The following is a 24,083-nucleotide window of genomic DNA, read 5'->3' on the forward strand; positions in this document are numbered from 1 at the left end:
CCAGTTCCGGTCCCGGCCCCTGCCCGGTCGGACGGGCGGGTGGCCCGGACCCTGGCCCCGTCGCCGGGCGACTGATAGACGTGGACGCATGAGCGTGACTGCGTCCCGGGCCGAGGCCGCGACGGCCGACTCCGCCGTGCGGATCGAGGTCGACGGGCCGACGGCCGTGCTGACGCTCGACAACCCGCGTCGCCGCAACGCCCTGTCGGTCGCCACCATGCGCGAGCTGCTCGCCGCGATCACCGACGTCTCCGGGCGCGACGGTGTGCGCGTCATCGTCCTGCGCGCCGAGGGACCGGCGTTCTCCGCCGGTCACGACCTCTCCGAGATGATCGCCCGGACGCTCGAGGAGGAGCGCGAGGTCTTCGCCGTGTGCACCGACCTCATGAGCGCACTGCACACCGTGCCCCAGCCCGTGATCGCCGCCGTGCAGGGCGTGGCGGTCGCCGCCGGCTGCCAGCTCGTCGCCGCGTGCGACCTCGCCGTCGCCGCCGACAACGCCGTCTTCGGCACCCCCGGCGTGAAGATCGGGCTGTTCTGCTCGACGCCCATGGTCGCGGTCACCCGCGCGATCGGGCGCAAGCGGGCGATGCAGCTGCTGCTCACGGGCGAGGTCATCGACGCCGCCACGGCCGCCGAGTGGGGGCTGGTGAACCAGGTCGTCGCCCCGGGCGAACTCGACGGGGCGGTCGCCCGGATGGCGGCGAAGGTCGCCGACGCCAGCGCGGTCACCCTGCGCATCGGGAAGGAGGCGTTCTACCGGCAGGTCGACCTGCCCGAGGACGCCGCCTACGAGCAGATGCGCGAGACGATGGCGACCAACGCCATGACCTGCGACGCGCAGGAGGGCATGTCCGCCTTCCTGGCGAAGCGGGACCCGGTCTGGCAGCACCACGACTGACCGTCCACCCCGCGAGGCACCACTCCCGCGAAGCAAAGGAGCTTCATCCCATGGCCTTCCCCGGCCTGCAGCACGTCGCGATCACCGTCTCCGACCTCGACGCCAGCACCCAGTGGTACACCCGGCTCTTCGGCGCCGACCCGGTGCTCGACGAGGACGAGGAGGGCGGCGAGTTCCACCACGTCGTCTACGCCCTCGACGGCGGCCTGCTCTTCGGCCTGCACACCCACATGGGCCGGGAGGCCAAGGACCGCGCCGACGAGCGCCGCACCGGCCTCGACCACATCAGCTTCGGCCTCTCGGGTACCGCCGAGCTCGAGAAGTGGCGCGACCGCCTCGACGAGCTGGGCATCCAGCACGGCGGGATCAAGAAGGCGCACTACGGCTCGGGCGTCTCGTTCCGCGACCCCGACAACATCGCCCTCGAGTTCTTCATCGCCCCCGGCACCTGATCCCACACGCGCGTGTAGAAGCAGCGAACGCGCTGTTCGCTGCTTCTATGCGCGCAAAGTCCCCGTCGATCAGGCGGCGGCGAGCTCCTCGCGGCGGACGCGGGCCGAGGCGCGCCGGATCAGCCGGACGCCGACGACGATCATCGGCGCCGAGCTGACGAACATCCCCACCAGGATCGCGGCGGGCAGCGGCACGAAGAAGCCGGCGAAGCCGATCACCGGCGCGGCCAGCAGCCACCAGCTGACGACGCCCGCCCGGGCCAGGGCGGCGATCACGAGCGGGATGCCGACGAAGCCGACGACCTGGCCGCTGAGCTGCCAGGTGGTCACCCACGGGTCGCCCCAGACGCCCTCGGTCAGGGCGCCGGCCGCCTCGAGCGGCACGGCCCGGGCGACGGCGCCGGTGAACCAGTCGGAGAGCAGCAGGCCCGAGAGCTGGATCGCCGAGAACGACGCGAGGATCGCGGCGACCGGCACGACGACCCGGCCGCGGGGCCCACGGACCAACCCGATGGTCGCGAGGACGCCGAGCGCGAACGCCACCCACGAGTAGTGCAGGAGCCCCGCCGACAGCGCGGTCAGCGACGGGTCGGCGCCGAGGCTCGCGACGTAGTCCGCCGTCGAGTCCGATGCCTGCGGTGGAGACGTCGCGATGCCCGCGGTGAACAGCAGCGGGAACGCGACCAGGGCGAGGCCGGCGGCGATGCGGACGAAGGCAGGGGCCCCGGCGGCCTCGTCAGCGCTGCGGTGCGCGCCGGTGGCGAGGACGGTGGTCGGGTCGGTCGTGAGGCTCATGGTGGCTCCCTGGTGATGACGGACGGTCTCGTTGCTCTCATCGAGCGATACGAGAACCGTAGGAAGCCGCTTACGATCACGAATCGTGTCCGCGGTCGGTGTTGATCCTCCGCCGGTCCACCCGGGGTCCTCCCGCAGGAGGACCCGTGACGGGGCCGCGCGGCCTAGAGTCCGCGCGATGGGGGACCGCGTGATGCGCCCGTTCGTCACCCGTCTCCTCGTGGCCCTCGCGGCCGCCGGACTGGTGACGGCCTGCTGCCTCGTCGAGGCGCTGACCTACCGCGCGACGCCGATCGGCACCGTGCTGCTGCCGATGGCGGTCCTGATCGTCGGGGCGGGTGTCGCGCCGTTCGTGCCCGCCCTCGGAGTGCTCGCCGCCGTGCTGAGCTTCCCGGTGCAGGTCTTCCTCGTCCCCGACTCCCCGGGCATCGGCGGCACCGCGCTCGTCACGATGATGGTGCTGATCGCGTACGGCGGCCTGCGCCTGCCGCCGCGGTGGAGCGCCCTCGGGGCCGTGCTCGCGGCGCTCAGCGCCGCGGCGTCGATCGTCGTCGATGGCGAATCGGTCTTCGAGTTCGTGTTCTTCGCGGCGACGATGGGCGGCGCGTGGACGCTGGGCTGGCTGCTGCGCCGCGAACGGCGGCGCGGACGCGAGCTGCGCGAGCTCGCCGCCGCCCTGGCGGCCGAGCGCGAGCGTTCCGGGCGCCTCGCGGTCGTCGAGGAGCGCGCCCGCATCTCCCGCGAGCTCCACGACGCCGTGGCCCACACGGTGAGCGTCATGACCCTGCAGGTCGGGGTCGTGCGTCGCCGTCTCGACCAGACGCCCGAGGGGGACGTACTGCGCACCGTGGAGGAGCTGGGACGCCGGTCGGTCGACGAGCTCCGCCGCGTGGTCGGGGGGTTGCGCGAGCGTCCCGACGACGGGGACGCCGTCGGCCCCGCGCCCTCGCTCGCCCGTCTCGACGGGCTCGTGGAGGAGCTGGGTGGTGTCGGTCTGCGGGTCCGGGTGCTCCACGAGGGCGAGTCGGTCGCGCTCGCCCCCGCCATGGACACCTCGGCCTACCGGATCGTCGCCGAGGCCCTCACCAACGTCCTGCGTCACGCCGCCGTCGACGAGGCCGAGGTCGTCATCGCACACCGCCCCGGGCTCGTCACGCTCACCGTCCTCGACCGGGGGCGGGGGGCGAGCCACGACGACGCGGACCCCGACCGCCCGGGCGGGCACGGCCTGCTCCACCTCCACGAGCGCGCCACGCTCTTCGGCGGCACCCTCGACGCCGGCCCTCGGGAGGGCGGCGGGTTCCGCGTGCACGCGGAGCTGCCCCTCGGTCCGGCCCCGGTCGCCGCAGCGGCACGGGCGGCGGCGGTGACGGCAGAGTGAGCCCGATCCGCGTCGTCCTGGCCGACGACGAGCTGCTGGTCCGCGCCGGGCTGCGGATGCTCCTCGAGGGCGAGCAGGACCTCGTCGTCGCGGGCGAGGCGGGCGACGGGCGCGCGGCCGTGCGGGTCGCGCTCGAGGCGCGCGCCGACGTCGTGCTCATGGACGTGCGGATGCCGGGTCTCGACGGGATCGGCGCCGCGCGCGAGCTCGCCCAGGCCGGCTCGCCGGCCCGGGTGCTCGTCCTGACGACCCTCGACGAGGACGAGACCCTCGAGGCCGTCCTGCGCGCCGGGGTCGCGGGCTTCCTGCTCAAGACCGCCCCGCCCGAGCAGATGCTCGACGCCGTGCGCCGCGTCGCCGCCGGTCAGGGGGCGCTCGATCCCTCGGTGGTGCCGCGGGTCGTCGCCGCCGTGGCGCGGGCCCGTCCGCGTCCGACGCCGCCCCGGGAGCTCGCCGCCCTGACCGCACGTGAGACCGAGGTGCTCGCGTCCGTGGCCCGGGGGCTGTCGAACGCCGAGGTCGCCGCGCGGCTGCACCTGGGCGAGACGACCGTGAAGACCCACCTCGGCCGGGTGCTCGACAAGCTCGGCCTGCCGGACCGTCCGCGGCTCATCGCCTGGGCCTGGGAGCACGGAGTGGTGGCGGCCGAGCACGGATCGTGATGGTCCTACAAAGCAACCTCGCAGGTCGGTAGACGTATCCGGTGATAAGGTGGCCATATGGCTGCACGACGGGACTACTTCGACGGATGCGGCGCCGCCCACGCGCTCGACCTGGTCGGGGAGCGGTGGGCGCTGCTGGTGGTGCGCGAGCTGATGCTCGGGCCCAAGCGTTTCACCGACCTGCGCGTCGGCCTCCCGCACGCCAGCCCGAACGTCCTCTCGCAGCGCCTGCGCGAGCTCGAGGACGCGCGGGTGCTCCGCCGCCGGCGGCTGCCACCGCCCGCCGCGTCCGCGGTCTACGAGCTCACCGAGTGGGGCCAGGAGCTCGAGCCGGTGCTGCAGTCGCTCGGCCGCTGGGCCGCGCGCTCGCTCCCGGAGTCCGACAGCATCAAGGTCGACTCGTTCATCCTCTCGCTGCGCACGATGTTCGCCCCCGACCAGGCCGGGGACGACGTGGTGACCATGCAGCTCGTGCTCGACGACCAGCCGTTCCGGGTGCACCTCGGGCGGGGCGCCCTCGAGATCGAGCGCGGCGAGCTGCCCGGCGCCGACGTCACCGTGCGCTGCTCGCCCATCACGCTGGCCGGCATCGTCTACGGCGGCCGGCCGCTCCAGGACGCGCAGGACGACGGCTCGCTGGTCTACACCGGCGACGCGTCGGTGATCGCGCGCCTCGTCGGCGCCGTGCGGATGCCCGAGCCCCTGCCCGCCGAGGCCCAACCTGCCTGACCGACTGCCCGCCTGACCCGGCTCAGGGTCGCTGCGGCCACCGGGGCACGAGATCGGTGTGGTCGCGGGTGCGTCGCAGCGGGAACTCCGGTGCCCGCTTCTCGAGGAACGCCGTGACGCCCTCGGCGGCGTCGCCGTCGCGGCCGAGCTCGACGATCGCCCGCGAGTCCAGGGCGTGCGCCTCCCACGGCGACGACGCGGAGAGCATCGACCACATCATCTGCCGGGTGACTGCCACCGACACCGCCGAGGTGTTCTCGGCGACCTCGCGCGCCAGGCCGTAGGCGGTGTCGAGGAGGTCCTCGTCGGGCACGACCTTCGAGACGAGGCGGCCCTCGAGGGCCTCGCGGGCGCCGAACACCCGGCCGGTCATCGCCCACTCCATCGCCTGCGAGATGCCGACGACGCGCGGGAGGAACCAGCTCGACGCGGCCTCCGGCACGATGCCCCGGCGCGCGAAGACGAATCCGAAGCGCGCCGACGCGCCGGCGATGCGGACGTCCATGGGCAGCGTCATCGTCGCGCCGACCCCGACCGCGGGCCCGTTGATCGCGGCGATCACGGGCACGGTCAGGGCGGCGAAGCGCAGGGCCACCACGCCGCCCCGGTCGCGGCCCACGCCGTTGACCTCGCCGTAGCGTTCGGCCTTCTCGCGGCCCCGGGCGTCGAACGTGCTGCCGCCCCCGCCGAGATCCGCGCCCGCGCAGAAGGCACGTCCCCGTCCGGTGATCACGAGCGCGCGCACGGCGTCGTCGGCGTCGATCGCGTCGCAGGCGCTCACCAGCTCGTCGCACATCTGTCCGGTGAACGCGTTCATGCGCGCCTCGCGGTCGAGCACGATCGTCGCGATCCCGTCGGCGACCGAATACTCGATCTCGGTGAACTCCACGCCCCGCACCCTCCCGGAGGTCGCGGTAACGGTCAACGGTGACCGGTACTGGGCCGGACGAGCGATCACGACGCGACGACCGGGTCCCGCGTGTCGCAGAGCGTGGACACGACACGGACGGGGTACCACAGTCTCCAAGGCCGGGTCGACGCAGCGGTCACCCGATCCCCGCGTCGGCGCCCCAGGCGCCCGAGGAGGACCCGTGACGACCGTGATGCCCGAGAGCCCGACGAACCACGACACCGGCGAGATCGTGATCGCCGTGCCCGCCGGTCCCCGCGCCGCCGCGGTCCTGAGCTGCCGTCTCCACGGCGTCATCGCGGGCGCCGGCCCCGGGGCGTCGCTGACCCTCGTCGTCGAGGCGGGCGACCGGGCCGCCGACCCGGACGTCGCCCGCGTGCTCACCTGCGCCCGCGAGAGCGCCGAGAGCAGGGGCCTCGTCCTCGTCGTGCGGTAGCCACCCGTGCTTTCCTGGACGCATGGCGTTCGTCCGGGGTCACGCGCGGGAGTCGGGGTGGGTGGTCAGCCACTACCGACGGCCCCAGCGCGCCGGGGACGACCAGCTCCCGCTGCCAGAGCAGCGGGAGCCCGCCGAGGCTCAGGTCTGTGACACCACCGGGTCCGCCGAACCCGGCGTCGAGGACCCCGACCCCGACCCCGACCCCGACTCCGGCGTGCGTGCCACGCCGCGCCGCACCGCGTCGACGAGGTAGGGCCGCAGGCGCTCGGGCTCGACGATCCGGTGCACCGAGCCCATCTCCTGGGCGCGGGCCACCGAGTGCTTGGTGTCGAACTCGTCGGCCACCTCGCCGAGCTTCTCCGAGCGCACGACCGGGCGGATCGCGTTCAGCTCCGTCCGCAGCTCGGCGACGTCCTCGCCGCGCTCCAGCCGCTCGCTGATCCGGGCCTCGAGCTCGGCGACGCGCGGGTCGGCGGCGACCCGCTTGGCCACGTCGCCCGCGAAGACGACCGCGGCCGCCGGGGCACCGCCGATCACCGAGGCGTACGAGCCCTCGACCGCGGCCACCTCCATCTGGTCGTTGAGCGTCCCGGAGAACACGACGAAGGCGCCGCCGTGGTAGCGCGAGACCACGCAGAACACGATCGGTCCGTCGAAGTTGACCACCGCCCGGCCGATCTCCGCGCCGTACTCCAGCTGCAGGCCGCGCAGTGACTCCGGCGAGCCGTCGAAGCCCGAGAGGTTGGCCAGCACGACCACCGGACGGTTGCCGCTGGCGGCGTTGATCGCCCGCGCCGTCTTCTTGGACGAGCGGGGGAACAGCGTGCCCGCCGTCCACTGGCCCGGGCCGTCGACCGGCGGCGGACCCCGGCGGGGGATCGGCTTGGACTCGATACCGATGAGCTCCACCGGGTTCCCGCCGAGGTGGGCGTCGAGCACGACGACGGACTCCGCGGCGTGCATGTCGGCCCAGCGCTCGAGCGTGGCGTGGTCGGTGTCCGCGACGCCCTTCATGAGCGAGCGGATGTCGAAGGGCTTCTTGCGCTCCGCGTTGCTCGCGGGGTCGAAGATCTCGCCGAGCGTCGTGAACCCGTCGCCGTGGTGGGACGAGCTCCGGACGTCGCGGTCGACCGGGTCCTCGGTCGGCGCCGGGCGCGGGAAGCGCTCGCCGGGCACGACGTAGGTGTGCGCGTAGTGGCGCAGCAGCACCTCCACCGCGCCGGAGAGATCCGGCGCCCAGTACTGGGCCTGCCCGTTCGGCCCCATGATCCGGTCGTAGCCGCCGATGCCGTAGTTGTCCTCGGCCGAGACGCCGCCGGAGTAGTCCAGCGACTGCTTGCCGGTGAGCACCATGGCGGAGTCCGGTGTCATGACGAGGATGCCGCGGGTGTGCATGAGCATCGTCGCCTCGGCGTTCCAGTACGGCTGGGCGCCCACGTTGATGCCCGTGACGACGACGTTGATCTCGCCGCCGTCCTGGGTGAACGTGATGATCGCCCGGAGCACCCGGGAGATCCAGTCCATGTTCTCGGTGCCGGAGTCCATGGCGATCTTGGCGCCGGCCGAGACGGCGTACCACTCGACGGGTACGCCGTGCTCACGGGCGAGGTCGATCGCGGCGAGGACGCGCCGGCACTCCGGCTCGGCGATGGCCCCGAGCGCGCGCGTGGGGTCGCCGAGCAGAAGCACGCGGGTCAGGCCCTCGGGCTGGCGCCGGGTCGGCGTGGTGACCATGCCGAGCACGATGTTGGCGGTGTTCGCCCCGTAGGGGCGATCGACCGGCACCGGCCGCAGGGTCTCCGGGTCGATGTCGTACTCGGTGAACGTGCCGGCCGGCCCGTCGGGGTCGGGGTTGCGCGTGACCAGCGGGACGAGCTCGTAGGGGTAGAGCGCGCCGCGCCGCTCCGCCTTGATCACCTTCTGCGTGTAGGCGTCGAGCTCGGCCATCGGGTGCGACGGCGGCTCGGTCACCCGCAGCGTCAGGCCGGCGCCGGGCGGGCGGGTCATCCGCAGCACGTAGTCGTGCGTCGGCGCCGAGGGGTCGTCCGGGGCGCCGTCGCGGGCCCGGAACCGCACCATGACCTGCTCGATGCCGAGGGCGTCGGTGCGCGGCGCGAGCGTGCGGACGATGCCGTCGAGCTCGGTGAGGGGGACCTCGACGACGGGCCACACGTAGAGCAGCACGCGGTTCCAGCGCAGGCCGGCCAGGTCGGAGTCGGCGGCGCGGACCGAGCGCAGGCTGTCGAGCGCCGCGTCGAGCACGGCCTCCACCTGCGGCAGCGCCCGCACGTTCCCGTCGTCGTCGCGCAGCACCGTGAGGTCGCGGACGTCGCCGGTGACGATCAGCCGCCGGTCCTCGGGCACGTTGCGGCCCTGCGCGTGGAACAGGTGGACGTCGGTGGCCGACGACAGACGCGTGAGCTCGAAGTCGCGCAGCCGCCACAGACCGAGCCGCTCGGCGACCATGGGGTGCAGGCCACGCAGGGTCCGGTCCTCGATCGGCGTGAGCTGGCCGGCCACGGAGGTCGCGTCGTCGGTGTCGGGACGGAACGTGAACCAGCTCGTCGCGCCGTCCCCCTGGCCGTCGGTGCCCCGGACCCCGACGGTCACCCGGGCGACCGACGCGGGGATCGACGCGATCTTGTCCTGGATGCGCGCGGCACGGTCGTCGGGACCGTCGCTGGCCTCCGGCCCGCGCGGGGAGGCGACGTAGAGGTCGATGAGCACCCGGTCGCCGGCCGGCAGGGCCTCGACGAGCTGGTGGAGGTCGGTGGACACGGTCTCCGGGGCGGTGGCGCCCTCGGGCTCGTCGACCGTCGCGACCGTGGCGACGACGACGTAGGAGACCCCGTCGTGGGTGTAGCGGGCCGTCAGCACCGGGCGGCCGCCGTGCTCGACGACGCGGACGTCGCCCACGTCGCGGATCAGCCCGTAGTACCGCCGGGTCATCACCTCGAGCATCACGGCGTGGTGGCGCTCGGCGAACACCCCGAGGATCGGCTCCCCGGAGGCGACGATGTCGTCGATCTGGGTGGCGCGCTCGTCGGGGTCGTCGGACAGCGCGTCGAGCTCGCTGCGCACCCGGGCCTGGACGCGGGCGCGCTCGGACTCGATCAGCGGCGCGTCGAAGCAGCGGAAGCGCACCTGGCGGGCGAGGTCGCCGATCTGCGGGTGCCGCACCTGGGTGGCGGCCACCAGGTGGTCGAGCACCGTGCGGTAGGCCTCGCCCTCGCGGGCCGCGGACTCCGGGTGCCGGAGCCGGGCCCCGAGCAGCGCCGCGACCACCGGCTGGAGGGCGCCGGCGCGGCGGTGCGCCAGGAACATGCGGTACAGCGCCGGGCCGAGCAGCTCGGGGGCGCTGTCGAGGTCGGTGACGCCGTAGTGGGCCAGCGCGCGTCGCAGCTTGAGGCGGAACGACTCGGGCAGCACCTCGGCGTCCGGGTCGCGGGAGCGCAGGTAGGCGTAGAGGTACTCCTGCGGGTTGCGGGTGGACTCCTCGTCGACGGCGGTGTCGTCGACCTCGCCCCCGCCCTCGAGGCGGCGGTTGCGCGAGAGGGCCGAGAGGTCCGCGACGGTGCGCAGGATGTCGATCTCGTCGTGCAGCACGTCCGGGTCGTCCGCGGGGAGCTCGTCGCGGGCGCGGTCGAGGGCGGCGAGCAGCGGGCGGGCCTCGCGCTCGTCGACGTCGTACCCGAGGACGAGGGCGTGGAGGGCGTCCAGCGCGTCGTGGGCCCGCGTCCGCGCGTCCGCCCGGTCGGCGTCGGCGACCGGCGGGGCGAGCGCGGCGAGGCTCACGCGGTCCGCGCCGGAGCCGCCGCCGGTGTCGTCGGCGTCGGGCTCGAGCCGGACGAGCCGGGTGCCGCCCTCGACCTGGGTGTTGGCGTCGACGATGACCTCGGCGACCCGGCCGGAGACCGGGGCCCGCAGCGCGGTCTCGAGCTTCATGCTCTCGACGACGGCGACGGTGTCGCCCTCGGCGACGGTGTCGCCGGGGGAGACGGGGATCGACACCACCATGGCGGGGGCGGGCGCGCGCACGAGCCCGGCCTCGCCGCCGGAGATGCGGTGGACGGCGCCGTCGACCTCGACGAGGTAGTCCGAGCCCTGGGTGACCGAGAGGACGCCGAAGGTCTGACCGCCGACGGTGAGGCGGCGCTCGAAGCGCCCGGAGCGCTCGACGACCACGTCGACGCCCTCGGCGCCGTCGCCGTCGAGCACCACGCGGTAGTGCGACGGGCGCGTGCGCGCGACGCGCAGCCGGTAGGACTCGCCGACGACCCGCACGTCGACCTGGTGCCACACCTCGTGGCCGACCTCGGGCCGCCCGCGCTCGGCGGAGAGGAAGAGCCGGCCCTGCTGGCGGAACTCGTGGGCGCCGTGCGCCTCGACCGCGGCGGCCAGCAGCGCGATGTCGACGCGGCGCGGCGGCGTGTAGCCCTCGGCCATCATCCTGTCGAGCCACGTGGTGTCCGCGGTGCCCTGCGTGACCTCCGGGCGCGAGAGCAGGTCGAGCAGGAACGCCTTGTTGGTGGTGCCGCCCTCGACGACCACGGCGGTCTGGCGGATCGCGCGCGCCAGCCGGGCCCGGGCCTCGTCGCGGGTGCGCCCCCACGAGATGACCTTCGCGATCATGGAGTCGTACTGCGGCGGGATGACGTCGCCGGTGGCCACGCCCGTGTCCACGCGGATGCCGGGCCCGGCCGGCAGCACGAGGTGCTGGATGGCGCCGGGCGCCGGGGCGAAGCCGTGCTCGGGGTCCTCGGCGGTCAGGCGGGCCTCGATGGCGTGACCCGACGCGGGCGGATGGATCGGATCCGCCATCACCTCGTCGCCCAGCACCTCGGCCAGGGCGCCGCCCATCGCCACGTGCAGCTGGAGCTTGACGATGTCGACGCCGGTGACGGCCTCGGTGACGGGGTGCTCGACCTGGAGCCGGGTGTTGACCTCCATGAACGACAGGACGTCCTGCGCGGGGTCGTAGAGGAACTCCACGGTGCCCGCGTTGAGATAGCCCGCGGCGCGCGCGAGGTCGGCGGCGCTGCGGCGCAGCAGGCGGTCCTGCTCGGCGTCGAGGGCGGTGGAGGAGGACTCCTCGAGCACCTTCTGGTTGCGCCGCTGCACGCTGCAGTCGCGGACCCCGAGGGTGACGACGCCGCCGTACGCGTCGGCGACGACCTGCACCTCGACGTGGCGCCCACCGCTCACCGCGCCCTCGAGGAAGACGGTGCCGTCCCCGGCGGTGCGCTCGCCCTCGGCGGAGGCGCGGGCGAAGGAGTCCTCGAGGTCCTCGGCGCGGGCCACGTACCGGATGCCCCGGCCCCCGCCGCCGGCGGTGGCCTTGACCATGAGCGGGAAGCCGATCTTCTCGGCGGCCTCCTTCGCGGCCTCGGCGTCGGGGACGGGCCCACCGCTCCAGGGGGCCATCGGCACGCCGACGCTCTCGGCGATGCGCTTCGACTCGATCTTGTCCCCGAGCCGCTGCATGGTCTCGGAGCCCGGGCCCACGAACGTGATCCCGAGGCGCTCGCAGAGGGCGGCGAACTCGGCGCGCTCGGAGACGAAGCCCCAGCCGGGCCAGACGGCGTCGGCCCGGCGGGCGACCAGCACGCGCTCGAGCTCGGCGAGGTCGAGGTAGGGCACCGGCCCCATGTCGTCGGGGTCGTCGGGCCCGATGAGGACGGCCTCGTCGGCCTCGCGCACCGCCATCGCGTGGCGGTCCACGGCCGTGTGGACGGCGATCGTCCGGATCGGGGGCAGCGCGCCGTCGTGCTCGGCGTTCCACTCCCGGACCGCGTTGATCAATCGCATCGCGGGCTCGCCACGATTGACGATCGCGAGGCGTTGGAACGGACGAGGTGGCGCGCTCACGGTCCGGACCCTAACCGCGACGGGGGGTGCTGTGCGGCCCTCGCGACGGCCTCTAGGCCGGCAGGCGGAAACTCATCAGGCCCGGGACGTGGCCGACGTACACCGCGGCGGCCGAGCGCCCTGCGTCCGTCCGGGTGTTCTCGGCCTGGCGGCGCAGGAGATCGGTCACCGAGGTACCTCCGTCACGGCCCACCTCGTGCGCGCCCTGAGCCCTCGTGACGGCGCCCGTCGCGGCACTCGGCCCGGTGTCCGTCCCGCGGCGGGCGACCTCGGCGAAGATCGGGGTGTCCATCGCGGGCGACGCTAGTGGCGCGCCGGGTCGGGCGGCCCCGGCTCGCCCACGATCGGGTGGGTGCGTTCACCCGGGGGAGTCGTCCCCGCACATCTCATCCCCGGGGGGTGGGGACCGATGCGGCGCGACTGTCTACGAAGACCCCATGTGCCTGTTCATCATCCTGCTGCTCATCGGGCCGCGAGCGGTCATCCTCGTGTGGGCATTGGTCTCGCCGCTGCAGTGGAGTGCCGTCTTCGGCACGTTCCTGCTCCCGGTCCTGGGCTTCCTCTTCCTGCCCTGGACGACGCTGACCTACTTCCTCGTGGCGTCCGGAGGTGTCGTCGGCCTCGACTTCCTGTTCCTGGCGCTGGCGCTGGTCGTCGACCTCTCGAGCTACGCGGGCGGCGGCGCCTACCGGCGCCGCCGGGCCATGGCGTGAGGGTCGGGGCGTGAGGGGTGCGGCCGGGAACGTGCCGACGTCATCCCGGCGGGGTGATGCCAGGGACCCGGCCGCCGCGCCACGCTCCGGTGGCCCCGATTCGTCACGGCCCGCCCGGAGGACATCCCATGGTCCAGCAGCGTTCCGGAGCCACCGCGGAGGGTTCCGGCGGAGCCCGGCTCGGGGCCGGGGCGATCGCCTCGCTCGTCGGGGTGGGTCTGCTCGTCATCTTCATGATCCAGAACACCGACCGCATCACGCTGACGTTCCTGTTCTGGAGCTTCACCTGGCCGCTGTGGCTCTTCACCGTGGTGACGGCGCTCGTCGGGGCGCTGATCTGGTTCGGGGTCGGTGTGATGCGCCGTCACCGGCGCCGCACGGACCGCCGGGCCGATCGGCGGGACTGAGGTGGACGGGCACCGGTACGAGCTGAGGGTGGCGGGCCGGCTCTCGGAGCGGGCGCGCGACGCGTTCCCCGACACGACCATCGACGTCGTCCCCGCCGAGACCGTCATCTCCACCGAGGTGGTCGACGAGTCCGCGCTGCACGGGCTCCTCGCGCTGTGCCGCTCCCTCGGGCTCGAGGTGACGTCGTTCCACCGCGTGGTGCCGTAGGACCTCCCCCGTCGTCCTCAGTAGTCCTCAGTCGTCCTCGGTCGACTCGGCCGTCCTCCTCGCGCGGGCCGTCGCGTTGCCGAAGTTGGACACGAGCCGCGCCACGAGGGTGACCAGGAAGACCTGGCCGAGGAGGGCCTCGAGCACGGCGACGGCCCGTCCGGCGTTGCGGGCGGCGGTGAAGTCGCCGTACCCGAGCGTGGTCAGGGTCGTGAAGCTGAAGTACTGCACCGTGGCGGAGTCGGGGGCCTGGCCGTTCGCGAAGAACGGCGCCGTCCCGAGCCGCGACATGCCCGTGTAGATCTCCGCGAACATCAGGCCGATGAGCAGGTAGGCGCTCAGGGCACCCGCGATCGTCTGGAGGGTGACCACCCGGTGCCGCAGGATGTGCCGGACGATGAGCACGACGGTGGCGCCGAGGACGAGGGCGAGCCACAGCGCGGCCGCCCCGCGGAACCCGTCCCCGGGGTTCGAGAGCAGCACGGCCAGCGACCCCGCCGAGCCCACCGTCGCCCCGATCCGCAGCCCCCACACCACGGGCCGGCCCAGCCGGGACGACCGGATGGCCAGGACCAGGGCGCCGAGGTAGAGCACCACCGTCAGGAGGCTCACCCAGGTGTCGGTCGCCAGCGCGCCCACCAGGTACCCGGCCACGAGCAGCGCGAGGACGAGCCCGTAGTGGCCCCCGTCGGCCGCGGCGGGCCCCGGGACGTCCCCGGTCACCCGAACCCGCCGACGACCATCCGGAAGCCCACCCCCACCCACGAGGGGCACCCTCTCACCCGGAGGCCAGGTCGACGACGCCGACGACCACGAGGTACACCCCGACGAGGACGAACACCGTGACGATCAGGTGCTTCTTGTGGGCCTGGACCCAGGCGGTCAGGCGCGCCGCGCTGTCGCGGGTGGTCTCCGGGCGCCACGTCCAGGACGCCAGGGCGGCCAGGGGCACCGCGTACCAGAGCAGGTTGTACACACCGACCTGGAGCAGGCCGCTGACGAGGCCGGGCCGGTCGGCCACGATCGCGGCGAGTGCCCCGAGGTAGAACACGCCCGGCAGGTGGGTGGCCACCCCGGCCACCGCGGCGTTCGGGACGGTCGGCTGGGCGAGGCGCCGCCGCAACGCCCCGGCGGGCGGGCCGGGCGCTCCACCGCCGGGCGGTCGGGCGGGTCCCGGAACGCGTAGTACAGCGCCATCCCCACCGAGGCCGCGCCGAGCACGAGGTAGGCGACGGAGCGGCCCGTGCTGGTCACCGCGGGGGGCGGCGGGCTGACGTGGACGATCGTCACCGCGGCGACGCCGACGGACAGGCTGAGCGCGAGGCCCGCGAGGATGTAGGCGAGCAGCAGGGGCGTGGGGGACCGGGCCGCGAGGAACGCGTACACCGCGGCCACGGACGTCGGGCGGACCACGCTCGCCAGGCCCAGCACGATGACGTCGGCGCTCACCGGGCGACGCTCGCACCCCCCGCGTCCGCCGGCATCACCCCGGGAGGAGGGTGGGCGCCACGGAACGGACCACGGACCGAGACCGTCCCGACACCGTCCGGGACCATTTCTCGTGTCCGCGGACATTTCCTGCGCCGGGCAGCGGCGCGTGGTGTCCGAGAAGACTTCGTTCAATGGTGCACGACATTCTTTTTTCGCCGAGTCACCCCGTGAGAATGATACCGTCACGCGCAGGATGAGAGGCGTTCCGAGGCCGGGGGTGACGATGCCCGCCGAGGAAGTCGACACGCCCTCCGACGTGAAGTACGCGGTTCCCGTCGCGCTGCACATCGTCGACCGCCCTCGCCTGTACGACCTCCTCGATCTCGGCGCGGAATCGCCCGTCACGCTCCTGTCCGCCTCCGCGGGGTGGGGCAAGACGGTGCTCGTCGGCTCCTGGCTCGCCGCGCGGCCCGTGGAGCGTCCCGCCTGGCTGACGGTCGGCCCCGGCGACGACACCCCGCAGACCTTCTGGCGGTCCGTCGCGACGGCCCTGGCGGCGGTCGTCGGCACGCCGGCGGACGTGCTCCTGCGCCGCGCCGCCGACGACCGTGGGTCCGGCTCGGACCCGGCCGACCGCGTCGCCGACGCCGTGCGTCACGTCGTCGGACCGACCGTCCTCGTGCTCGACGACGTCCACCGGGTCACCTCCCCCGAGGTGTGGGCCGGGTTGCAACGACTGATCACGGCTCCGCGCGCGGGGCTGCGCCTGGTGGTGCTCACCCGCCGCGACCCGCCGTGGCCGCTGCACCGGCTGCGGCTCGCCGGGCTGGTCGCCGAGGTGCGCGCCGCCGACCTGGCGTTCGTGCCGCCCGAGGCCCGGGAGCTGTTCGCCCTCGTCGGTGTCGAGCTCACCACCGACCAGCTCGACCTCCTCGTGCAGCGGACCGACGGCTGGGCGGCCGGTCTTCGGCTGGCCGCGCTGCCGCTCCGGGCCGCCGGCGTGGACGTCGCGCGCTTCCTCGCGTCCTTCTCCGGTGACGACCACACGGTGACGGCCTACCTGCAGAGCGAGGTCCTCGCACCGCAGTCGGAGCGCGCGCTGCGGTTCCTCGAGAAGATCTGCATCCTCGACCTGGTCTGTGCCGAGCTCGCCGACGCGGTGACCGGCGAGGACGACGGGGCCGAGATGCTGGCCGAGCTGGCGTCGTCGAACCTGTTCGTGCAGTCCGTCGGGGAAGGCGGACGGTGGTTCCGCCTGCAGGGGTTCGTGACCGACGTCCTGCGCAGCCGGATGGTCGAGCCGCGGGCGCGCCGCGACCTGCACCGACGGGCCGCGGAGTGGTACCGGCGCCGGTCCCTGCCCGAGGCGGCGATCAGGCTCGCGCTCGCCGGCGGCCTGCTCCCGCTGGCCGCCGAGCTCGTCGGTGTCCACGTCGTCGGGCTCGTGCTGCGGGGCCGGGGCCGGGAGCTCGACACGATGCTCGCCGCCGTGTCCCGCGACGCGTTGCTCGCCCACCCCGAGCTCGCGGCGGGGCTCGCCGGCGCCCGGATGGTGTACGGGCACGACGAGGAGCTCGCGGACCTGATCGGCGCGGCCGAGGCACGACTCGAGGCGCTCCCGGCGCCCGCGCGCGCCGGGTGCGCCTGGTGCTGGACCTGATCGCCCTCGCCGACGCCCGGCTGCGCGGCGACCTGGACGGGCTCGCGGCGGCGTGCCGGCGCATCCCCCTCGATCCGGGCGAGCTCGCGGAGCTCGGTCTGGCGGGCTGGGACCTCGTCCGCGTCCTCACCCTCAGCAACCAGGGCACCGCGGAGCTGTGGCTGGGGGAGCTCGAGGCCGCCGAGGTCCACCTGCGGGCCGCGATGGAGGCGGAGCCCGCGGCCGGGATCGTGCTGCCCCGGTTGAACGCCCAGGCGCAGCTGGCCCTGCTGGAGTGCGCGCGGGGGCACCTGACGGCGGCGCGGACCGAGGCCCGTGAGGTCGTCACCCGGGCGACCACGACCGGCTCGGCGCCGACCGTGCAGGTGGCCTCGGCGTACCTGGCCCTGGCCTGGGCCCACCTCGACGCCGGGGAGCTCTCCGAGGCGGACGGGTGGGTGCGGAGGGCCGAGGAGATCGAGGCCGCGGCACCCGAACCGCACGTCCAGCTGACCGTGGCCGTGCTGCGCGCCCACCGGCGCGCCGAGACCGACCCGGAGGCCGCCCTGCTCGGGCTGCAGACGAGGACGCGGGACCTGGCCCCGTCCGTCGTGCCGGCGAGGCTCCTCGACCGCAGCCTGCTCGCGCAGGCGGAGCTCGCGACGCAGCTCCACGATCCGGTCCGGGGGAGGTCCGCGCTGGCGGGACTGCACTCGCACGACACCACGGAGGCCGTCGTCGCCGTGGCCGGCATGCACCTGCTCGAGGGCGATCCCGACGGTGCCGAGCAGCTCCTCGCCGGCCTCGGCGGCGGGCCGTCGACGGTGCGGATGCAGGTCGCCACCGACCTCCTGTGGGCCCTCGCGGCCGCGGCCCGGGGCGACGACGAGCCGGCCCTGCGCGCGCTCGACCGCGCCCTGCGCGCCGCGGCCCCGCACGACCTGCGCCGGCCGTTCACGGTGCGCGCCGACGGTCTGCGCCGGCTGCTGAGCCGGCGGATCGAGCGCGGCACGGGCGCCGCCGCCTTCGCCGTCGAGCTCATGAGCCGCCTCAGCCGTCAGCTCGATCCCGCGCCGGATCCGTCCCGGCGGACACCCGCCCCCCTCACCCCGCGCGAAACCGTCATCCTGCGTTACCTGTCGAGCACGCTCGGGAACTCCGAAATCGCCGCGGAATTGAGTGTCTCCATCAACACGGTGAAGACGCACCAGCAAACGGTCTACCGAAAGCTCGGCGTCGGTGGACGACGCGAGGCCGTGCGCCGCGCGAGGGAGCTCCGGCTCCTCTGACCCGGCCTGGTCATTCCGGGATCTCATTTCATGCTCCGAGAATGAGTCCTTCTCACCCTCCGCTCCGGACGATCACAGGAGTCTCCTCCACCCACGGGGGAGGCCTCGAGAAACGGGCGTGGAGGTCGGCATGGTCTCCGTCGCCGGTCGGCGCGTCCCTGCGGCGAAGGTCGGCGCGCCGGCGCTGCCGACCGGCTTCGTCCCCCGGGACCACCTGAGCGCCCTGGTGGAGGCGGCGGTCGCGACGGCCCCGGTGACCACGCTGCGCGCCCACGCCGGCGCCGGCAAGACGCTGCTCCTCGCCGACTGGGCCCGGACGTCGCCCGTCGCGACGGCGTGGGTGGCCCTCGACCCGACCGACGACCGGCCCGGACGCCTCCCCGCCGCGGTGGCCCACGCCGTCGCCGCGTGCGTGCCCGACCTCGCCGGCGCCCTCGTCGGTCCTCCGTCGGACGGCCCCGACCGGCCGCCGACCACCGGGCACGTGCTCGCCGTGCTCGACATGCTCCCGGTCGAGGTCCGGCTCGTCCTCGACGACGTCCAGGAGCTCACCGACCCCGCGGTGCTCGACGAGCTCGAGACGATGATCCGCTACCGGCCGGCCCGCCTCCGCCTGGTCCTGTCCGGGCGGACCCCGCCGCCGGTGCCCCTGGCCCGCCTACGCCTGGAGGGTGGCGTCGTCGACCTGCCCGGCGACCGCCTGCGCTTCTCCGTCCCCGAGGTGACGTCGCTCCTCTCGCGGGGCGGGGCGCGGATGTCGTCGGGCCAGGTGGAGAGGGCGCACGCCCTGACCGGCGGATGGGCCGCCGGGATCAGCCTCGTCGCGGCCGCCGCCCGACGATCGGTCGAGGTCAACGGCCTCCTCGCCGGGTTCCCGCGGGGCGAGCGCGCGACCGCGGCCTACCTGCGCGACGAGGTCCTGGGCGGGCTCTCCGAGAGCGACCGGACGGTGCTCGAGGACCTCAGTGTGGCGACCACCGTCGCGCCGTCGCTCGCCGTCGAGCTCACCGGGCGCCACGACGCCGTCCCGACCCTCGAGCGGCTCGAGCGCGAGACCTCGCTGGTGGCCGTCGACCCCGACGGGCACGTCGCGATGCCGGCGCTGCTGCGTGCGTGGTTCCACGGCGAGCTCGACCGGCGGCCGGCCCACCGGGCCCGGCTCCACGTCCGGGCGGCCGAGTGGTCCGCGGCGAACGATCTCCCCGCGCAGGCCCTCGAGCACGCCCGGGCCTCCGGCGACGACGCGCTCCTGGCCCGGTTGGTCCGCGGCTGGGCCGTACCGCTGCTCCTCACCGGCGACCGCGAGCCGCTGCGCCGGTCCTGGGCGGCGCTCGCCCCGGCCACCGTGGACGCCGACCCGGGCTGCGCCTCGTGCCGCCGGCCCTGGGCGGCGGCACGAGGGAGGCGACCGCGGTGGCGCTGCGCGGCTCGCCGACCGAGGACGCGGCCGAGCTGCGTGCGCTGCGCGCCCTCGGCGACCTGGCGGCGGCCACCCTCGAACCCGCCGAGCCCGCCGCAGCGCGGACACCCGGCGACGAGCGGGCACGGCGCGCCCGCGCTGCGGCGTGGGGCGTGCTGGCGGAGGCCCTCGACGGCGCCACCCGGCTCTTCGTCCTCGGCGACGGCTGCGGGGCGGTCGCCACGCTGGAGACGGCGTCCGCCCGGGCCGCCGAGCTCGGGCACCACCGTCTCGCCCAACAGTGCGCTGCGCTGCTCGCCACGGCGGCCGTGCTGGGGGGCGACGCCTCCGGGATGGTCCGGCACGGCCGGGAGGCGATCGCGGCGACGGGCGCCACGGCGGCCGTTGCGACGAGCGACCCGGGCGGACGGGACGGCTCGGTCTGGTCGGTCTCCGGCCGGTCCTCGCTGGCCTACGGGTCGCTCCTGCGCGGACGGCCGGACGAGGCCCGCCACCACGCGGCCGACCTCCTCGCCCGGGCCGGTGACGGCCTGCACCCGGCCGAGACGCTGCTCATGCACGTCGTCCACGGCGCCGCCGACGTGGACGAGGGCCGGTTCGCCCACGGCCTCGAGGAGATGCAGGCGGCGCGCACCGCGTTCGCCGACCGGGAGCTGGTGGCCCCGCAGGCCGCCATGGCGGCGATCCTCGAGCACGAGACCGCGGTCGTGCTCGAGCGGCCCGCGCACGCCCGGGCCGTCCGGCGCTGGCTCGCCGCGCGCCTCGGCCCGACCGGTGAGGTCACCCTCATGGTGGCCCGCGAGCTCGCCGCGGAGCGGGGTCCGGGGAGGGCGGGACGGGGCCTCAGGAGCGCGGGCTCCGGCCGGTGCTCGACGGGTCCGCGCCGACCCTGCTCCCCGAGGCCGCCGTCGAGGCGCTGCTCCTCGCCGCGGGTGACGCGGAGCTGGCGCAGGACCGTGCCCGCGCCCGTCGGCACCTCATCGACGCCCTCGACCGCGCCGCTCCGCTCGAGCTGGTGCGCCCCTTCACCCACGCCTGCGGGACGGTGCGGGAGCTCCTCGCGCACCAGGTCGGGAGCTTCGGCGCCGCCGACGGGTTCGCCCGCCGGGCGTTGGCCGCGGGTGTCCGGGGCCGGTCGACCGGCGGGTCCGCCCTCAGCGACCGGGAGTCGACCATCCTGCGGCTGCTGCCCTCGTTGTCGACCACCACCGAGATCGCCGAGGACCTGCACGTCTCACCGAACACGATCAAGACCCAGGTCGGGGCGATCTACAGCAAGCTCGGCGTGAACGACCGGCGCGCCGCGGTCGTCGCAGCCTACGACGCGGGCCTGCTCGCCGAGGCCGAGGAGCCCGACCGGATCCCGGACGTCCTCCGTACCCCCGACCTCCTCCGGTCCGGGTGATGCTGGGAAGCAGGCATCCCGTGGATCGTCGCCGGTACCACGCACACAGCAGGCTCCAGAGCCTCCGGGAGGACCACGATGACCGACGACGCCAGCGAGATGGGCCCGATCGACTTCCTGGTGATGGAGTTCGACGGGGACCGGCTGACCGGCGAGAGCCTGCCGCTGCTCGTCGACCTGGTCGACCGGGGGATCATCCGCATCCTCGACCTCGTCTTCGTCCGCAAGACCGGCGGTGTCGTCAGCACCCTGACGATCGCCGAGATCGACGCGGACGAGGACCTCGACCTCACGGTGTTCGAGGGCGCGTGGTCGGGGCTGGTCGACCGGGAGGACATCGACGAGGCGGGCGAGGTGCTGGCGGACGGGCGGGTCGCCGTCCTCGTGGTCTACGAGAACTCGTGGGCCGCACCGCTGGTCGGTGCCCTGCGTCGCAGCGGGGCCCAGGTCGTCGCCGGGGGCCGCATCACGGTCGATGCGCTCGTCGGCGCCCTGGACGCGACCGAGTACGTCGCCTGACCGGCGCCACCCCACCAGCGAAAGGACCTCCACCATGCCCGGTCTTCTCCGTGGCCTCGCCCGTACCGCGATGGTCGCGGGCACCGCGACCGCCGTCTCCAACCGCGTCTCCCGACGCCAGGCGGGTCGGTGGGCGGCGCAGGAGTACCCGCAGCAGCAGTACCCCCCGCAGGAGTACCAGCAGCAGTACCCCCCGCAGGAGTACCAGCAGGCGCCGCCTCAGCAGGCCCCCCCGCAGCAGGCTTCGCCGGCGGCCGCCGGTGGCGGCTACGACCAGGTGCTGGCGCAGCTCAAGGACCTCGGCGACCTCAAGGCCCAGGGTGTCCTCAGCGAGGCGGAGTTCGAGACGCAGAAGCGCCGCATCCTGGGCGGGTGACCGCCCGGCCTCTAGCCTCGTCCCAGGCGGACGAGGGGAGCGGGCGGCGTGATCCCTCGGGGCAAGACGACCGTGCCGGGCGTGCCCCCCGACGTCGTGGCCCGCCCGGAGCTCTTCGCGGGCTTCGACGTCCCGGACGCGCCGGGCATCGGGCTCGTGAGCGCGCCCGCCGGGTACGGGAAGACCCTCGCGCTCGCCGGGCGGGCCGCCGGCCACGCCCCGACGGCCTGGGTGTCGCTGGACCGTCACGACGACGCCCGACTGCTCTGGGCGGCGATCCTGGCGGCGCTGGCCCGGGATCCGCGGGCCGGCGCCGAGGTGCGCGATCTCGCCCCGCCGCGGGGCGCGGATGACCGCGACTTCCTCGCCCGGTTCTGCGACGCGCTCGACGTCCCGGATGCGCCGATCACCCTCGTCCTCGACGACGTCCACGAGGTCGTCGACGCCACAGCGATGGGCGAGCTCCGGTCGCTCGTCCTGTACCGGCCCCGGGGTCTGCGGCTGCTCTTGTCGAGCAGGTTCGACCCCCCGCTGTCGCTCCCGCGCCTGCGGCTCGAGGGCCGGTTGTGGGAGCTGCGGGCGGATCGCCTCGCCTTCTCACCCGCCGAGACCGCCGTCCTCACGGAGCGCGCAGGCCTGACCCTGTCCGCCGACGAGACCCGGCGGCTGCAGCGCCGGACGGGCGGGTGGGCCGCCGGCCTCCGGCTCGCGGTGCAGGCGATGCGGAACGCGGAGTCGCCGGAGGCCTTCCTGGCGGCGTTCTCGGGCGACGACCGCTCGGTCGCCGACTACCTCGTGGGCGAGGTGCTCGACACCCTGCCGTCCGACACCCGCGAGTTCCTCACCGTCGCGAGCATCACCGACCCGCTCCCCGGGGCGCTGGCCGTGGAGCTCACCGGACGCGAGGACGCGGTGGAGGTCCTCGAGCGCCTCGAGCGCGAGACGTCGCTGCTGGAGGAGCTCGCCGGGGACCAGCACGAGTACCGCATCCTGGAGCTGCTCCGGACCTACCTGGACGCCGAGCTCCATCGCCGCCGGCCCGTCCTGGCCGCGGAGTTGCACGGTCGCGCCGCGCGGTGGTGGGCCTGCCGGGAGGCTCCCGTCGCCGCCCTCGGGCACGCCGGTCGCGGGGACGACCCCGCCCTGCTCGCGGACCTGCTGGACCGCTTCGCGCTGCGCCTCGCCCTGACCGGGAACCACGCCCGCTGCGGCAGGCCCTGGCCTCGACGCCGGGGGCGGCCCGCCGGGGTGCGCCGAGGACCGCGGCCACCGCCCTGGGAGCCACGCTCGTCCTCGACGCCGAGGACCTGCGGGCGCTGGGCGCGGCCGTCGCCGACGTGATCGCGGCCGGGTCGCCCGACGCCCCGGTCCTCGCCGTGCTGGAGGCGCTCGGCCGAGGGCTCGCCCCTCTCCCCACGACCGACCTGGACGGAGCCCGCGAGGGGCTCGAGGAGGCGCTGGCGATCGCCGATCGCCACGGCTTCGACTTCGCGGCCGTGCAGTGCCGGACGCTGCTCGCGTATGTCGCCGCGGTGCAGGGCGACCACGTCGCGGCGCGGACGTACAGCGGCGAGGCGCTGGGCGAGGACGCCGCCGCGCCGGCTCCCCGGTCACCGTGGGAGCCGTCGGCGTGGGTGACCCTCGCCCACGTCCTGCACGCCTACGCCGCGCTCCAGCAGGGCGACCCGGAGACCGCCCGGTCCTCGACGGAAGGCGCGCTGGGCCGCCCGGAGGCGACCCTGCCGCCGACGCTGCGGTACGCCCTGCGGGTGGTGGGTGGAGCGGCGCGGGCGGACGCGGGCGAGCCCGCGGACGGGCTGGCGGAGATCCGGCGTGCGCGTACCGAGCTCGGCGCGCACCCGCTCCCGGCGCGCCTGGAGGCGATCGGCGCGCTCCTCGAGCACCGGGCGGCCCTGCGGCTCGGGCACCCGGCGGGTGCCCGGAACGGAGCGAGCGGTCTCGCCGCGCGGGACGACGCGTCGGCCGAGGTCGCCCTCCTCGCCGCGTGGACCGAGCTCGACCGCGACCGCGCCGCCGCGGCCTCGGCCCGCGTGTCCGGGATCGTGGCGGGCACCCACGTCCCGCTCCTGCCCCACGTCGTCGTCGAGGCGCAGCTGGTGCAGACGACGGCGGACGTCCGGGCGGGGCAGCCCGACGCCGCCCGTCGTGGCCTCCGGGCCGCGCTGACCCTCGCGGGCCCGCTCGACCTGGTCCGGCCCTTCGTCCAGGCGGGCGAGGAGGTGGGGGAGCTGCTGGCGGAGCACCAGGACCGGGACGAGCCCTTCGCCGCCCGGGTCCGCGCCGTCACCCGTGCCGCGGGCGAACCCGCCGCGAACGCGCGCCTGACCGACCGCGAGCTCGCCGTGCTCGAGCTGCTGCCGTCCCTCATGTCGTCCGACGACATCGCCGCGGCACTGAGCGTGTCGCGCAGCACCGTCAAGACCCACGTCCAGACGATCTACACCAAGCTCGGGGTCCAGAGCAGGCGGTCGGCGGTGCAGACGGCACAGGCCCGGGGACTCCTCTGACCTCCCTGCGA

General features: G+C 74.9%; 23 protein-coding genes. 17 read left to right on the forward strand and 6 right to left on the reverse strand.

Annotated features, from left to right (window positions below):
- Positions 1-88: 88 nt before the first annotated feature.
- Both ACQPYN_RS13895 and ACQPYN_RS13900 read left to right on the forward strand, forming a co-directional pair.
- A complete protein-coding gene (locus ACQPYN_RS13895; RefSeq protein WP_433037769.1) occupies positions 89-901 on the forward strand; it encodes an enoyl-CoA hydratase in 813 nt (270 codons plus the stop codon).
- A 50-nt stretch (positions 902-951) separates the two neighbouring features.
- Positions 952-1,353 carry a VOC family protein gene (locus tag ACQPYN_RS13900; protein ID WP_433037771.1) on the forward strand — a complete coding sequence of 134 codons (402 nt, stop codon included), beginning with the start codon at positions 952-954 and terminating at the stop codon, positions 1,351-1,353.
- Positions 1,354-1,422: 69 nt separating this feature from the next.
- On the opposite strand, the gene ACQPYN_RS13905 is transcribed toward ACQPYN_RS13900, so the two are convergent.
- Positions 1,423-2,148, reverse strand: a complete 726-nt coding sequence (locus ACQPYN_RS13905) for a hypothetical protein (protein WP_433037773.1) — start codon at positions 2,146-2,148, stop codon at positions 1,423-1,425.
- Between the two features lie 178 nt (positions 2,149-2,326).
- Here ACQPYN_RS13905 and ACQPYN_RS13910 point away from each other — a divergent pair, with 178 nt between their 5' ends.
- Genes ACQPYN_RS13910 through ACQPYN_RS13920 form a run of 3 tightly spaced genes read left to right on the forward strand, consistent with a single transcriptional unit; the run spans position 2,327 to position 4,920 of the window.
- Positions 2,327-3,529, forward strand: coding sequence for a sensor histidine kinase (locus ACQPYN_RS13910; protein WP_433037775.1), 1,203 nt, complete (start codon positions 2,327-2,329; stop codon positions 3,527-3,529).
- Positions 3,526-4,191, forward strand: a complete 666-nt coding sequence (locus ACQPYN_RS13915; protein ID WP_433037777.1) for a response regulator — start codon at positions 3,526-3,528, stop codon at positions 4,189-4,191. The genes ACQPYN_RS13910 and ACQPYN_RS13915 overlap by 4 nt, the downstream gene beginning before the upstream one ends.
- A 57-nt stretch (positions 4,192-4,248) precedes the next feature.
- Positions 4,249-4,920: a winged helix-turn-helix transcriptional regulator gene (locus ACQPYN_RS13920; protein WP_433037779.1), complete on the forward strand. Its 672-nt coding sequence runs from the start codon at positions 4,249-4,251 to the stop codon at positions 4,918-4,920.
- Between the two features lie 22 nt (positions 4,921-4,942).
- Here the strand turns inward: ACQPYN_RS13920 and ACQPYN_RS13925 are convergent, their stop codons facing one another.
- Entirely contained in the window at positions 4,943-5,809 is an 867-nt protein-coding gene (locus ACQPYN_RS13925) for an enoyl-CoA hydratase-related protein (protein WP_433037781.1), read from the reverse strand.
- Between the two features lie 202 nt (positions 5,810-6,011).
- Here ACQPYN_RS13925 and ACQPYN_RS13930 point away from each other — a divergent pair, with 202 nt between their 5' ends.
- Entirely contained in the window at positions 6,012-6,266 is a 255-nt protein-coding gene (locus ACQPYN_RS13930; protein ID WP_433037783.1) for a hypothetical protein, read from the forward strand.
- A 141-nt stretch (positions 6,267-6,407) separates the two neighbouring features.
- Here the strand turns inward: ACQPYN_RS13930 and ACQPYN_RS13935 are convergent, their stop codons facing one another.
- Together ACQPYN_RS13935 and ACQPYN_RS13940 are read right to left on the reverse strand one after the other, a co-directional pair.
- Complete coding sequence (locus tag ACQPYN_RS13935) at positions 6,408-12,137, reverse strand: carboxyl transferase domain-containing protein (protein WP_433037785.1); 5,730 nt, start codon at positions 12,135-12,137, stop codon at positions 6,408-6,410.
- 52 nt (positions 12,138-12,189) lie between these two features.
- The gene (locus tag ACQPYN_RS13940) at positions 12,190-12,429 is read right to left on the reverse strand and encodes a hypothetical protein (RefSeq protein ID WP_433037787.1); all 240 of its coding nucleotides are present in this window, start codon (positions 12,427-12,429) and stop codon (positions 12,190-12,192) included.
- 145 nt (positions 12,430-12,574) lie between these two features.
- Here ACQPYN_RS13940 and ACQPYN_RS13945 point away from each other — a divergent pair, with 145 nt between their 5' ends.
- From ACQPYN_RS13945 to ACQPYN_RS13955, 3 genes are all read left to right on the forward strand, one after another.
- Positions 12,575-12,850: a hypothetical protein gene (locus tag ACQPYN_RS13945; protein ID WP_433037789.1), complete on the forward strand. Its 276-nt coding sequence runs from the start codon at positions 12,575-12,577 to the stop codon at positions 12,848-12,850.
- A gap of 128 nt (positions 12,851-12,978) precedes the next feature.
- A complete protein-coding gene (locus ACQPYN_RS13950) occupies positions 12,979-13,257 on the forward strand; it encodes a lipopolysaccharide assembly protein LapA domain-containing protein (protein ID WP_433037791.1) in 279 nt (92 codons plus the stop codon).
- A gap of 1 nt (position 13,258) precedes the next feature.
- Positions 13,259-13,465 (forward strand): hypothetical protein, encoded by a 207-nt coding sequence (locus ACQPYN_RS13955; RefSeq protein WP_433037793.1) that lies wholly within the window; start codon positions 13,259-13,261, stop codon positions 13,463-13,465.
- Positions 13,466-13,492: 27 nt separating this feature from the next.
- Here the strand turns inward: ACQPYN_RS13955 and ACQPYN_RS13960 are convergent, their stop codons facing one another.
- Together ACQPYN_RS13960 and ACQPYN_RS13965 are read right to left on the reverse strand one after the other, a co-directional pair.
- Positions 13,493-14,188, reverse strand: coding sequence for a potassium channel family protein (locus ACQPYN_RS13960; RefSeq protein ID WP_433037795.1), 696 nt, complete (start codon positions 14,186-14,188; stop codon positions 13,493-13,495).
- Between the two features lie 55 nt (positions 14,189-14,243).
- On the reverse strand, positions 14,244-14,930 hold the full coding sequence (locus tag ACQPYN_RS13965; protein ID WP_433037797.1) for a GAP family protein: 687 nt from the start codon (positions 14,928-14,930) through the stop codon (positions 14,244-14,246).
- A gap of 249 nt (positions 14,931-15,179) precedes the next feature.
- Here ACQPYN_RS13965 and ACQPYN_RS13970 point away from each other — a divergent pair, with 249 nt between their 5' ends.
- The 8 genes from ACQPYN_RS13970 (at position 15,180) to ACQPYN_RS14005 (ending at position 24,072) form a co-directional block, all read left to right on the forward strand.
- Positions 15,180-16,556, forward strand: coding sequence for a hypothetical protein (locus ACQPYN_RS13970; RefSeq protein ID WP_433037799.1), 1,377 nt, complete (start codon positions 15,180-15,182; stop codon positions 16,554-16,556).
- Positions 16,544-17,824 carry a LuxR C-terminal-related transcriptional regulator gene (locus ACQPYN_RS13975; protein ID WP_433037801.1) on the forward strand — a complete coding sequence of 427 codons (1,281 nt, stop codon included), beginning with the start codon at positions 16,544-16,546 and terminating at the stop codon, positions 17,822-17,824. The genes ACQPYN_RS13970 and ACQPYN_RS13975 overlap by 13 nt, the downstream gene beginning before the upstream one ends.
- 130 nt (positions 17,825-17,954) lie before the next feature.
- On the forward strand, positions 17,955-20,180 hold the full coding sequence (locus ACQPYN_RS13980) for a hypothetical protein (protein ID WP_433037803.1): 2,226 nt from the start codon (positions 17,955-17,957) through the stop codon (positions 20,178-20,180).
- Entirely contained in the window at positions 20,110-20,649 is a 540-nt protein-coding gene (locus ACQPYN_RS13985; protein ID WP_433037805.1) for a response regulator transcription factor, read from the forward strand. Before ACQPYN_RS13980 ends, ACQPYN_RS13985 begins: the two co-directional genes overlap by 71 nt.
- 78 nt (positions 20,650-20,727) lie before the next feature.
- Positions 20,728-21,168: a DUF6325 family protein gene (locus tag ACQPYN_RS13990; protein WP_433037807.1), complete on the forward strand. Its 441-nt coding sequence runs from the start codon at positions 20,728-20,730 to the stop codon at positions 21,166-21,168.
- A 34-nt stretch (positions 21,169-21,202) separates the two neighbouring features.
- On the forward strand, positions 21,203-21,544 hold the full coding sequence (locus ACQPYN_RS13995) for an SHOCT domain-containing protein (RefSeq protein WP_433037809.1): 342 nt from the start codon (positions 21,203-21,205) through the stop codon (positions 21,542-21,544).
- Between the two features lie 81 nt (positions 21,545-21,625).
- Positions 21,626-22,885 (forward strand): hypothetical protein, encoded by a 1,260-nt coding sequence (locus ACQPYN_RS14000; RefSeq protein WP_433037811.1) that lies wholly within the window; start codon positions 21,626-21,628, stop codon positions 22,883-22,885.
- Positions 22,882-24,072, forward strand: coding sequence for a response regulator transcription factor (locus ACQPYN_RS14005; protein WP_433037813.1), 1,191 nt, complete (start codon positions 22,882-22,884; stop codon positions 24,070-24,072). The genes ACQPYN_RS14000 and ACQPYN_RS14005 overlap by 4 nt, the downstream gene beginning before the upstream one ends.
- The last annotated feature ends 11 nt before the right edge of the window (positions 24,073-24,083 follow it).

Origin of the sequence: Actinomycetospora sp. CA-053990 (assembly GCF_050948445.1) — a bacterium.
Classification (GTDB): Bacteria; Actinomycetota; Actinomycetes; order Mycobacteriales; family Pseudonocardiaceae; genus Actinomycetospora; species Actinomycetospora callitridis.